Here is an 11,761-nt window from a genome sequence, read left to right on the forward strand (position 1 = left end):
CATGAGTCGATTCTGGAGCCCCTTCGTCAAGGACCTGGTGCCTTACGTGCCGGGCGAGCAGCCCAAGCTGGCCCGTCTGGTCAAGCTCAACACCAACGAAAACCCCTATGGCCCATCGCCCAAGGCGCTGGAGGCCATGCGCGGTGAGTTGAACGATAACCTGCGCCTTTACCCGGACCCGAACGGTGACCGCCTCAAGCAAGCGGTGGCCGACTATTACGGCGTAACCCCGGCGCAAGTGTTTGTCGGCAACGGCTCGGATGAGGTGTTGGCGCACATCTTCCACGGCCTGTTCCAGCACGATGCACCGCTGTTGTTCCCGGACATCAGCTACAGCTTCTACCCGGTCTACTGTGGTCTCTACGGTATTGCCTTCGAGCAGGTGGCGCTGGACGAGCAGTTCCAGATCCGCATCGAGGACTACAACAAGCCCAACGCCGGCATCATCTTCCCCAACCCCAACGCGCCGACAGGTTGCCTGATGCCGCTGCAGGCAGTGGAGCAGTTGCTGCAGGCCAACCGTGACTCGGTGGTGGTGGTGGATGAGGCTTACATCGATTTCGGCGGCGAGACGGCCATCAGCCTGGTGGACCGCTACGACAACCTGCTGGTCACCCAGACGCTGTCGAAGTCGCGCTCGCTGGCTGGCCTGCGGGTTGGTCTGGCGGTGGGGCATCCGGACCTGATCGAGGCACTGGAGCGGATCAAGAACAGCTTCAACTCCTACCCGCTGGACCGAGCGGCGATCGTGGGCGCAGCGGTGGCGTTCGAAGACCGTGAGTACTTCGAAGAAACCTGCCGTAAAGTGATCGACAGCCGCGAAGCGTTGGTCGGGCAGTTGCAAGCCAAGGGCTTTGAAGTGTTGCCTTCGGCCGCCAACTTCATCTTCGCCCGCCACCCGCAACAGGATGCCGCCGAACTGGCTGCCCGACTGCGGGAGCAGGGCGTGATCGTGCGTCACTTCAAGCAGGCACGCATTGCCCAGTTCCTGCGCATTACCATCGGTACGCCAGAGATGAACCAGGCGTTGCTCGATGCGTTGAACTGAAGCATTGTCGGGCGCGCCTTTATTAAGAGCGCGCCCGGCTTAATAACTGCTTTCTTCTATGACAAATGCTTTGCCAGCCGGACGGTTACGCACCGCCGCTGGTGTGCCATCGAGCACTAGCACATAGTCGTTCTCCTGCCCCATGCCTTCGGGGTCGGTCCATTGCCCGTCCTTGGCCGGTACTTGCGCAACCACATGCCCGTTCTTGAGTATCGTCAGGTAGCCGGGAGCATTGCTGTTCCAGCGTACCCGCCCTTTGGTTTCGTCGACCCGTACCTTGCGCACGCCGGTATCACCCAGCAAGGGTGTGCCATCCAGTAGCCATTCCGGCAGCAGTTTCAGGCCCATGTGACGTAACACGGTGGGGGCGACCGAGGTTTGCGCAGGCAGGCTGTACAGGTGGTTCGGCCCAGGGTTTTCCGCTGGAATGCCGGGTTGCGAAAGTTCCTGGTTCAACGGCTTGTTGCTGGCAATGAAGATGGTTTTTTCCTGCTCCGACATACCGCCATGCGCTTTGCCCCAGTAATCCCGCCCATGGTCCGTGCTGACGATCACCAGCCAGTCTTCCTGCGGGTTCAGGCGCTGGCGCTCATCGACCTTGTCCAGCAAATGGCCGATCTGGCTGTCGAGCGTGCGCAACGACTGTTGATAGCGTTCGCCAAAGCCGCTGTCGTGGCCAGTCTGGTCTGCTTCATCCAGTTGAATGAAGGTAAAGTCGGCGGGTGTATTGTCCAGGATCTGCAGCGTTCGCTCGATGACGCGTGCATCTGATAAACCACTCTCACGCACATCGGCGCCATGGGCGTCCTCCAGCAGGTAGGCCGTGTTCAGCGGTGACCAGCCGACCACGCTGGACAGGTAGGCATTCGGCATGGCCAGTCGCAGTCGTTTGAACAGGCTGGGAAACGACGGGTCTACCCGCAATGACTCGGCATTGTTGCTGACCCCGTGCTTGTTGCTCCAGACACCCGTCAGCAACGTGACCCATCCCGGGCCGCACAAGGTCGGTTGCTCGCTGGCCTTGCCGTTGATGCCACCCGTATAGGCCTTGCCGTAATACAGCCGCTGGCTGAGGTTGGTCGCGTCGCCCAATTGCAGGTAGCGCTCAAGCTGCACACCATCGAGACCGATTAACAAGGCCTTGGGGCGGCTTGGGTGTCGGGTCGGTTCGCAACCCGGGAGTATGGCCAGAAGCAGCAATAGCAGCAGGCTAGTGAGTCGCATGTCAGGACGCCCTTGAAAGTACTACTGCGAGCGTTGCAACAACGTGGGTTGTTCACAACTGGCAGAAATGTCAGGTGGTTTGCGGCGTAGACCGGCCTCCAGTAAGCTTGTGCAAATTCATCGGATGATTGGTTGAGTGCAATGAATACTGAGCTGACCAAGCGTTCCCTGGTTGAGCTTGCTGTGGATCGCATGCGTGAGCGCATCGTGCTGGGCGACTGGCAGGTCGGCCAGCGACTGCCTACCGAGCCGGAGTTGGCCCTGCAACTGGGCATCAGCCGCAATACCGTGCGCGAAGCCATGCGTGTGCTGGCGTTCAGTGGCCTGGTGGAAATTCGCCAAGGTGACGGTAGTTACCTGCGCACGGCCCAGGATCCGCTGCAGGCGGTGCAGGCGATGTCTCGCTGCAGTGCTGAGCAGGCCCGGGAAACCCGTCACATCCTCGAAGCCGAAGCCATCGGCTTGGCGGCGCTGCGCCGTACCGATGCCGATCTGCAGGCGCTACGCGATGCGCTGGCCAGCAGCGCCGGGCACTTTCACGGGGATGTCGATGCTTATGTGGCCTGCGACCTGGTGTTCCACCAGCGGTTGGTCGATGCCGCCCACAACCCGGCGTTAAGCGAGCTGTATCGCTACTTTTCCGGGGTGGTGGCTGCCGCGCTGCAACGCAACATGGCGACTGTTCCGCGCTGTCAGGCCACGTTCGACCTGCACGGCCAGATCCTCGAAGCCATCGAACAACGCGACGCGGAGCGGGCCAAGCGCCTCAGCCGCACCCTCATCGAATCCTGACACCGAGAAGGCCATGGCTGAATCCATCACCCGCAATACCCCGCCGAACGAGCGGGACCTCGATGAGCTGCTGATCGATGCCGAGGCTGACGACGAGCAGGTGCAGCAGCAGCCTGTAGTGTTGCGGCGGCCCTGGCTGTTGCTGCTGGGCCTGGTGCTGGTAGCCTTGAACCTGCGCCCGGCGTTGTCGAGCATGGCGCCGGTGCTGGGGCTGGTGTCTGAAGGGCTGGGGCTGAGTGCCTCGCAGGCCGGCTTGCTGACCACCTTGCCGGTGCTGTGCCTGGGGCTGTTCGCGCCGCTGGCACCCTTGCTGGCGCGGCGTTTTGGCAGTGAGCGGGTGATCCTCGGCATTCTTGTCACGTTGGCGCTGGGTATCGGGGTGCGAAGCGCCTTCGGCCCCGTTGGCGTGTTCCTCGGCAGCCTGATGGCGGGGGCGAGCATTGGCATTATCGGCGTGCTGCTGCCGGGTATCGTCAAGCGCGACTTCCCGCAGCACGCCGGCACGCTGACCGGTGTGTACACCATGGCGTTGTGCCTGGGCGCCGCCATGGCGGCGGGGGCTACCGTACCGTTGGCCCAGCATTTTGGCGGTAGTTGGGCACTTGGGCTGGGCTTCTGGGTATTGCCGGCCTTGCTGGCGATGCTGGTGTGGCTGCCACAGGCCCGCCAGGGGCATGGCCTGCACAAGGTGGCTTATCGTGTACGGGGCCTGTGGCGCGATCCGCTGGCCTGGCAGGTGACCTTGTACATGGGCTTGCAGTCATCGCTGGCTTACATCGTGTTCGGTTGGTTGCCATCGATCCTGATAGGCCGTGGCCTGAGCCCGACCGAGGCAGGGCTGGTGCTGTCGGGGTCGGTGATCGTGCAGCTGGTCAGCTCGCTGAGTGCGCCCTGGCTAGCCACCCGTGGCAAGGACCAACGCCTGGCGATCGTGCTGGTCATGTTGATTACCCTGGCGGGCCTGTTCGGTTGCCTGTATGCGCCGGTTTCGGGGCTGTGGGGATGGGCCGTGGTGCTGGGCCTGGGGCAGGGCGGTACTTTTGCCCTGGCGCTGACCCTGATTGTGCTGCGTTCGAAAGACGCCCATGTAGCGGCGAACCTGTCGAGCATGGCGCAGGGCGTGGGTTACACCTTGGCGTCGATGGGGCCGTTTGCGGTGGGGCTGGTGCATGACCTTACCGGGGGCTGGGCCGCGCTGGGGTGGATTTTTGCGGTATTGGGTATTGGTGCCATCGTGTTCGGGCTGGGTGCCGGGCGGGCGTTGCATGTGCAGGTGACCAGCGAAAAAGTCTGAGACGGGTGATGGCAGTGCCGGCCTCTTCGCGGGTACTGGCATAAGCTATCGGGGCAGATTATCGTGCTGCTTTGAACCCCAGGACGGACCTGCCCCCATGAGCGACGCCAACCGCGACCTGATCACCCGCTTCTACCAGGCCTTCCAGCGCCTGGACGCCGAGGCGATGGTGGCCTGCTACAGCGACGATATCGTTTTCAGCGACCCGGTTTTCGGCACCCTGCGCGGCAAGGATGCAGGTGATATGTGGCGTATGCTCACCCGCCGCGCCAAGAACTTTACCCTGACGTTCGACAGCGTCCGCGCCGATGAGCGCAGTGGCGGCGCGCACTGGGTGGCCACCTACCTGTTCACCCAGACCGACCGTGTTGTGGTCAACGACATCCAGGCGCGTTTTGTCATTCGTGATGGGCTGATCTGCCAGCATGACGACACCTTCGACCTGTGGCGTTGGTCGCGGCAGGCCTTGGGTATGCCTGGCGTATTGCTGGGCTGGTCGCCGCTGGTGCAGAACAAGGTTCGCCTGCAGGCATTCAAGGGATTGCGCGCATTCCAGCAGGCCCAAGGTGAGTGAAACCGTCGAATCAGTTGTTGGCAAACCCTGGTATGTCTACCTGGTAAGGACCGCCAACGGCTCGCTGTACTGCGGCATCAGCGATGACCCTCAGCGGCGTTTTGCGGCGCACCAGAAGGGGCAGGGCGCCCGCTACTTCAAGACCAGTCCAGCCCAGGCGCTGGTGTATGTGGAGCAATGGCCGGATAAAGGCGAGGCTTTGCGTCAGGAGCGGCTGGTAAAGCGGCTGCGCAAATCGGCAAAGGAGGCGCTGGTGGCCTCCTTTACCGGCTTTGAGGGGATTAGTCCTTGCGCCGCTTCAACTGATCCACCAGCGTTGTCGGCAGCCCCTTGATGATCAGGGTGCCTGCCGCCTCGTCATACTCCACTTTGTCGCCCAGCAAGTGTGCCTCGAAGCTGATCGACAGCCCCTCGGCACGCCCGGTGAAGCGGCGGAACTGGTTGAGGGTGCGCTTGTCCGCCGGGATTTCTGGCGACAGGCCATAGTCCTTGTTGCGGATGTGGTCGTAGAACGCTTTGGGCCGGTCTTCGTCGATCAGGCTGGACAGCTCTTCCAGCGTTACCGGCTCGCCCAGTTTGGTCTGGGTGGTGGCGTACTCGACCAGGGTCTGGGTCTTTTCGCGGGCGGACTCTTCCGGCAGGTCTTCGCTCTCGACGAAGTCACTGAAGGCTTTGAGCAGGGTACGGGTTTCGCCTGGGCCATCTACACCTTCCTGGCAGCCGATGAAGTCGCGGAAGTAATCCGACACTTTCTTGCCGTTCTTGCCCTTGATGAACGAGATGTACTGCTTGGAGTTCTGGTTGTTCTTCCACTCCGACAGGTTGATGCGTGCCGCCAGGTGCAACTGGCCAAGGTCAAGGTGGCGCGAGGGCATCACGTCGAGTTCGGCGTTCACCGCTACCCCTTCGCTGTGGTGCAGCAGCGCAATGGCCAGATATTCGGTCATGCCTTGCTGGTAATGGGCGAACAGGATATGGCCGCCAGTGGACAGGTTGGACTCTTCCATCAGCTTTTGCAGGTGTTCCACGGCAATGCGGCTGAAGGCGGTAAAGTCTTTTTCTTCGTCCAGGTACTGCTTCAGCCAGCCGCTCAATGGGTAGGCGCCCGACTCACCGTGGAAAAAGCCCCAGGCTTTGCCTTGCTTGGCGTTATAGCTGTCATTGAGGTCGGCCAGCAGGTTCTCGATGGCATCGGAGGCGGCCAGTTCGGAGTCGCGAGCATGCAGCACCGCGGGGCTGCCATCAGGCTTTTTGTCGATCAGGTGAACGATGCAATGACGGATTGGCATGGGATTCTCGGCGAGCTGCAAAAGTTGCCAAGTTTACCCTAGACACAAGGTGATGCAGTGGCCGTATGTTGGCAGATATGTCGGTTGTTCGTTTTTTGTTCAAATTTGTGCGTTTTAAGCTAAAACCCCCGAAAAACCTGCATTAAATCGAAGTGCGCAGCGGATATTTATCTGCTCCTGTGGTAGTTTTGCGCGGTCTTGTGCCCCTCGTGTGGCGCATTGCTGGCAGCGTGCTGTCGTCGTGTCGAACCAAACGCCGATTTACGTATCTACATACGCGATTGGCGCGGCCCTCCACTTTCAGGGGCTGGCCCGATAACGTCGTAGTTCGCTGCATAACCATCGAATTTGATAGGGAAGGAACACCACCATGGCATTGACCAAAGACCAACTGATTGCCGACATCGCCGAATCGATCGCCGCGCCAAAAGCCACCGCCAAGAACGCTCTGGAGCAACTGGGCCAGATCGTTGCCGACCAACTGGAAAACGGCGCTGAAATCACCCTGCCAGGCATCGGCAAGCTGAAAGTCTCCGAGCGTCCTGCCCGTACCGGCCGCAACCCTTCGACTGGCGCTGCCATCGAAATCGCTGCCAAGAAAGTCGTCAAGTTCGTTCCAGCCAAAGTGCTGACCGACGCCATCAACAAGTAATTGTTGACGTGTTGACGAAACCGCGCCCGGCTTGCCCGGGCGCGGTTTTTTCATGCCTGTGATTTACGCTGGGCGTGCCAGGCCTGGCGCGCGGCATCGTCAAGGAAGCTCCAGGCGACCATGCGGCTCTGTTTCTGCCCCTGGCCCATTTCGATGATGCGTACGGCCTTGGCGCCTGCCTTCTTCAGTGCGGTCTCGATGCCCGGCAAGTTACTGGCCTTGGACACCAGGCTGGTGAACCACAGCACCCGCTCGGCGTACTGCACGCTCTCGCCGACCAGTAGGGTTACAAAGCGGATTTCGCCGCCCTCGCACCACAGTTCATTGTTCTGGCCACCGAAGTTGAGCACAGGCAGCTTGCGCTTGGGGTCTTGCTTGCCCAGGTTCTTCCATTTTCGCTGGCTGCCACGGGTGGCTTCTTCGCGTGAGGCATGGAAGGGCGGGTTGCACAGGGTCAGGTCGAAGCGTTCGTCATCCTGCAGCAGGCCGCTGAGGATGTGCGTGCGATTGGTCTGTTGGCGCAGGGTGATGGCCTTGCCCAACCCATTGGCCTGCACGATGGCCTTGGCCGATGCCAGGGCCACGGGGTCGATGTCCGAGCCCAGGAAGCGCCAGCGGTAGTCGCTGTGCCCAAGCAGTGGGTAGATGCAGTTGGCACCCACACCGATATCCAGTGCATGCACCTTGGCACCCTTTGGCGCCTCGCCGGCGTTGTCTTCGGCCAGCAGATCGGCGGCCACGTGAATGTAGTCGGCGCGGCCGGGGATGGGCGGGCACAGGTAGTCGGCGGGGATATCCCAGTGCTGGATGCCGTACTGGGCCTTGAGCAGGGCACGGTTGAACACGCGCACGGCTTCAGGGTTGGCGAAGTCGATGCTCGGTTTGCCGTGGGGATTGGTGATGGTGAAGCGGGCAAGGTCCGGGTGGGCCTTGATCAGGCTAGGGAAGTCGTAGCGGCCCTGGTGGCGGTTGCGCGGGTGCAGGGTAGGTTTCTGGATCATGGTGGAGTCCTGAAAAGCATCGCGGGCAAGCCCGCTCCTACGTTGACCTGTAGGAGCGGGGTTGCCCGCGATGAATTTACCGAGGTTTACAGCGCAGCGATGCGCGCATGCTGCTCGGTGAAGTTGGCCAGGGCCTGTTCAGACTCGGCCAGCTTGGCACGTTCCTTCTCGATCACCGCAGGCGGAGCCTTGTCGACGAAGGCGGCGTTGGACAGCTTGCCACCCACGCGTGCCACTTCGCCTTGCAGGCGCTGGATTTCCTTGTTCAGGCGCGCCAGCTCGGCATCCTTGTCGATCAGGCCGGCCATTGGCACCAGCACTTGCAGGTCACCGACCAGGGCGGTGGCCGACAGCGGCGCTTCGTCGGCATCGCCCAGCACGGTGAACGACTCCACCTTGGCCAGCTTCTTCAGCAGCGCTTCGTTTTCCAGCAGGCGGCGTTGGTCGTCGGCGTTGGCGTTCTTCAGGAACAGCGGCAGCGGCTTGCCTGGGCCGATGTTCATTTCGGCGCGGATGTTGCGCAGGCCGACCATCAATTCCTTGAGCCACTCGATGTCACCTTCAGCGGCGGCGTCGATGCGTGCCTCATTGGCCACCGGCCACGGCTGCAGCATGATGGTCTTGCCTTCGATACCGGCCAGCGGCGCGATGCGCTGCCAGATTTCTTCGGTAATGAACGGCATGAACGGGTGCGCCAGGCGCAGCGCCACTTCCAGCACGCGCACCAGGGTGCGGCGGGTACCACGAGCGCGCTCGACCGGGGCGTTTTCATCCCACAGTACCGGCTTGGACAGCTCCAGGTACCAGTCGCAGTACTGGTTCCAGATGAACTCGTACAGCGCCTGGCTGGCCAGGTCGAAGCGGAACTGCTCCAGCTGGCGGGTCACTTCGGCTTCGGTGCGCTGCAGCTGCGAGATGATCCAGCGGTCAGCCAGCGACAATTCGTAAGCTTCGCCGTTCTGGCCACAGTCCTCGCCCTTGTCCAGCACGTAGCGGGCGGCGTTCCAGATCTTGTTGCAGAAGTTGCGGTAGCCTTCGACGCGGCCCATGTCGAACTTGATGTCGCGGCCTGTGGAGGCCAGCGAGCAGAAGGTGAAGCGCAGGGCGTCGGTGCCGTAGCTGGCGATACCCTCAGGGAACTCGGCCTTGGTCTGTTTGGCGATTTTCTCGGCCAGCTTGGGCTGCATCATGCCACTGGTGCGTTTTTCCAGCAGGGCGTCGAGGGTGATGCCGTCGACGATGTCCAGCGGGTCCAGCACGTTGCCCTTGGACTTGGACATCTTCTGGCCTTGGCCGTCACGGACCAGGCCGTGCACGTACACGGTCTTGAACGGTACCTGCGGGGTGCCGTCCTCGTTCTTGATCAGGTGCATGGTCAGCATGATCATGCGCGCAACCCAGAAGAAGATGATGTCGAAGCCGGTTACCAGCACATCGGTGGAGTGGAACTTCTTGAGGAACTCGGTCTGTTCCGGCCAGCCCAGGGTGGAGAAGGTCCACAAGCCGGAGCTGAACCAGGTGTCGAGCACGTCGTCGTCCTGGCGCAGGACCACGTCGGCGCCCAGGTTGTGCTTGGCGCGCACTTCTTCCTCGTTGCGGCCAACGTAGACCTGGCCGGCCTCGTCGTACCACGCCGGGATGCGGTGGCCCCACCACAGCTGGCGGCTGATGCACCAGTCCTGGATGTCACGCATCCAGGAGAAGTACATGTTCTCGTACTGCTTGGGCACGAACTGGATACGGCCATCTTCCACGGCGGCGATGGCAGGTTCCGCCAGCGGCTTGGTGGAGACGTACCACTGGTCGGTCAGCCACGGCTCGATCACGGTGCCCGAACGGTCTCCTTTCGGCACCTTCAGGGCGTGGTCGTCGATGCTCACCAGCAGGCCCTGGGCATCCAGGTCGGCAACGATCTGCTTGCGCGCGACGAAGCGGTCGAGGTTGGCGTATTGGGCAGGCAGTCGGGTATCAACCTGCTCGTTGACGCTGCCGTCGAGGTTGAAGGCCTGGGCGCTGGCAAGCACGAAGGCGTTCTTGTCGAAGATGTTCAGCAGCGGCAGGTTGTGGCGCTTGCCGACTTCGTAGTCGTTGAAGTCGTGAGCCGGGGTGATCTTCACGCAGCCGGTACCAAACGCTGGGTCGCAGTAGTCGTCGGCGATGATCGGGATGCGGCGACCAACCAGCGGCAGTTCGACGAACTTGCCGATCAGTGCCTGGTAGCGTTCGTCGTTCGGGTTGACCGCAACGGCCGCGTCACCCAGCAGGGTTTCCGGACGGGTGGTGGCAACCACCAGGTAGTCGTTGCCTTCGGCGGTCTTGGCGCCGTCGGCCAGCGGGTAGCGTAGGTTCCACAGGTGGCCTTTTTCGTCGTGGTTTTCCACTTCGAGGTCAGAGATGGCCGTGTGCAGCTTGGTATCCCAGTTGACCAGGCGCTTGCCACGGTAGATAAGGCCATCTTCATGCAGGCGCACGAACGCTTCTTTAACGGCTTCGGAGAGGCCGTCGTCCATGGTGAAGCGCTCGCGGCTCCAGTCTACCGAGGAGCCCAGGCGGCGGATCTGGCGGCTGATGTTGCCACCGGACTGGTCCTTCCATTCCCAGACCTTTTCCAGGAACTTCTCGCGGCCCAGGTCATGACGGTTCTGGCCTTTGGCTTCGAGCTGGCGCTCGACCAGCATCTGCGTGGCGATACCGGCGTGGTCGGTGCCTGGCTGCCACAGGGTGTCGCGGCCTTGCATGCGGCGGAAACGGATCAGGGCGTCCATGATCGCGTTGTTGAATCCATGGCCCATGTGCAGGCTGCCGGTCACGTTCGGCGGCGGGATCATGATGGTGTAGGACTCGCCTGCACCTTGTGGGGCGAAATAGTTCTCGGACTCCCAGGTGTTGTACCAGGAAGTTTCGATGGCGTGCGGCTGGTAGGTCTTATCCATGCGCGGCGGGACCCTGTGCATTTATTCGGGAAAGCCGGGAAGTATAACCAAGGTGGGGGCCGCAGGCGACAAGCTGCTGCTATCTGGCAGTGCGGCGGCGCCTGCTTCGCGGGCACCGCCGAAATTCAGGCTTACTCCGAACGCTTGATCAACCGCTCGATCCGCGCATCCAGCCGGCGCTTGATCTCGTTCTCGATGTGCGGGGTGAAGTCGTTGATCACGTCCTGCATGATCATCTGCGCCGCCGCACGCAGTTCGCTCTCCAGGTGCAGCAGGGTGTCCTGGCGGCGGGTTTGCGGGTCGTCCTCGGGTTCGGCAGCCACCGGTTCGGCAACCGGTGCAGGGTTGCCGGCAGGTTCGTCAAGCAGCAACGGAATCTGCTCCACCGTTTCGGTCAGCAGCGGCGGTTGCAGGTCGGCGTCGCCAAGCAGCTGGCGGATTGACTCGAGGTCATCGAGCAGATGGGCGGAGTCGGGCAAAGGGGAGGGCTTGTCCATCGTCGTCAAAGTCGCTGTAAGCGGTGGTCTTGCAGAGCATAGCCCTGTTCGCGGTAGAAACGGAATCGCTCTCGGGCCGATTGGCGGATGCCAGGCTCCTCGACCACGATTTCGGCCACCCGCTCGAACTGGCCAACAAAGCCCGGCACGCTGGCGCCCAGGTTGATCAGCAAGTCGCGGTGCTCGCCCGCGCTGTCTGCCAAGCCCAACGCCACGCCGGCATCGGCATGCACCTCGGCCAGGTCGTGGGGCACGAACGCTTCGCCCTTGAAGCGCCACAAGCGTTGGTCCAGCTCGCTGCGCTGGTCCGCGTCCTGGCAGTGCAGGTAGACCCGGTGGCCGAGGCGCCAGGCCTTTTCGCACAGCTTGCAGGCGAAATCCAGCCGCGCCGACAGCGAGTCGGTGGGCAAGATGTAGAAGTCGACTTTGCTCATGGTGAGAATCGCCGGCCAGTGGC

Annotated in this window: 12 protein-coding genes; 6 read left to right on the forward strand and 6 right to left on the reverse strand. The window is 62.1% G+C overall.

Annotated features, from left to right (window positions below):
- Window position 1: 1 nt before the first annotated feature.
- Complete coding sequence (gene hisC / locus D906_RS18320; RefSeq protein ID WP_016713127.1) at window positions 2-1,048, forward strand: histidinol-phosphate transaminase; 1,047 nt, start codon at window positions 2-4, stop codon at window positions 1,046-1,048.
- A 39-nt stretch (window positions 1,049-1,087) separates the two neighbouring features.
- Here hisC and D906_RS18325 read toward each other — a convergent pair whose 3' ends face one another.
- Window positions 1,088-2,272, reverse strand: coding sequence for an alkaline phosphatase family protein (locus D906_RS18325; protein WP_026020500.1), 1,185 nt, complete (start codon window positions 2,270-2,272; stop codon window positions 1,088-1,090).
- Between the two features lie 141 nt (window positions 2,273-2,413).
- Here D906_RS18325 and D906_RS18330 point away from each other — a divergent pair, with 141 nt between their 5' ends.
- From D906_RS18330 to D906_RS18345, 4 genes are all read left to right on the forward strand, one after another.
- Complete coding sequence (locus tag D906_RS18330; protein ID WP_019099462.1) at window positions 2,414-3,064, forward strand: FadR/GntR family transcriptional regulator; 651 nt, start codon at window positions 2,414-2,416, stop codon at window positions 3,062-3,064.
- Window positions 3,065-3,077: 13 nt separating this feature from the next.
- Complete coding sequence (locus D906_RS18335; protein WP_025753780.1) at window positions 3,078-4,358, forward strand: MFS transporter; 1,281 nt, start codon at window positions 3,078-3,080, stop codon at window positions 4,356-4,358.
- A gap of 97 nt (window positions 4,359-4,455) precedes the next feature.
- Window positions 4,456-4,932 (forward strand): nuclear transport factor 2 family protein, encoded by a 477-nt coding sequence (locus D906_RS18340; RefSeq protein WP_016713123.1) that lies wholly within the window; start codon window positions 4,456-4,458, stop codon window positions 4,930-4,932.
- Window positions 4,925-5,266, forward strand: coding sequence for a GIY-YIG nuclease family protein (locus D906_RS18345; protein ID WP_080587368.1), 342 nt, complete (start codon window positions 4,925-4,927; stop codon window positions 5,264-5,266). The genes D906_RS18340 and D906_RS18345 overlap by 8 nt, the downstream gene beginning before the upstream one ends.
- Here the strand turns inward: D906_RS18345 and yejK are convergent.
- Complete coding sequence (gene yejK / locus D906_RS18350) at window positions 5,214-6,221, reverse strand: nucleoid-associated protein YejK (RefSeq protein WP_019098188.1); 1,008 nt, start codon at window positions 6,219-6,221, stop codon at window positions 5,214-5,216. The genes D906_RS18345 and yejK overlap by 53 nt on opposite strands.
- A gap of 370 nt (window positions 6,222-6,591) precedes the next feature.
- Between yejK and D906_RS18355 the strand changes: the two genes are divergently transcribed.
- Window positions 6,592-6,873, forward strand: coding sequence for an HU family DNA-binding protein (locus D906_RS18355; protein WP_003255106.1), 282 nt, complete (start codon window positions 6,592-6,594; stop codon window positions 6,871-6,873).
- 50 nt (window positions 6,874-6,923) lie between these two features.
- Here D906_RS18355 and rlmF read toward each other — a convergent pair whose 3' ends face one another.
- The 4 genes from rlmF to D906_RS18375 form a co-directional block, all read right to left on the reverse strand.
- Window positions 6,924-7,874, reverse strand: a complete 951-nt coding sequence (gene rlmF / locus D906_RS18360) for a 23S rRNA (adenine(1618)-N(6))-methyltransferase RlmF (protein WP_027615484.1) — start codon at window positions 7,872-7,874, stop codon at window positions 6,924-6,926.
- A gap of 86 nt (window positions 7,875-7,960) precedes the next feature.
- Complete coding sequence (locus D906_RS18365; RefSeq protein WP_019098190.1) at window positions 7,961-10,807, reverse strand: valine--tRNA ligase; 2,847 nt, start codon at window positions 10,805-10,807, stop codon at window positions 7,961-7,963.
- A gap of 131 nt (window positions 10,808-10,938) precedes the next feature.
- Window positions 10,939-11,304 carry a hypothetical protein gene (locus D906_RS18370; protein WP_016713119.1) on the reverse strand — a complete coding sequence of 122 codons (366 nt, stop codon included), beginning with the start codon at window positions 11,302-11,304 and terminating at the stop codon, window positions 10,939-10,941.
- Between the two features lie 5 nt (window positions 11,305-11,309).
- A complete protein-coding gene (locus tag D906_RS18375; protein WP_028614409.1) occupies window positions 11,310-11,738 on the reverse strand; it encodes a DNA polymerase III subunit chi in 429 nt (142 codons plus the stop codon).
- Window positions 11,739-11,761 lie beyond the last annotated feature (23 nt).

This window comes from Pseudomonas sp. LAIL14HWK12:I1 (genome assembly GCF_003202095.1).
In the GTDB taxonomy this organism is placed as follows: Bacteria; Pseudomonadota; Gammaproteobacteria; order Pseudomonadales; family Pseudomonadaceae; genus Aquipseudomonas; species Aquipseudomonas monteilii.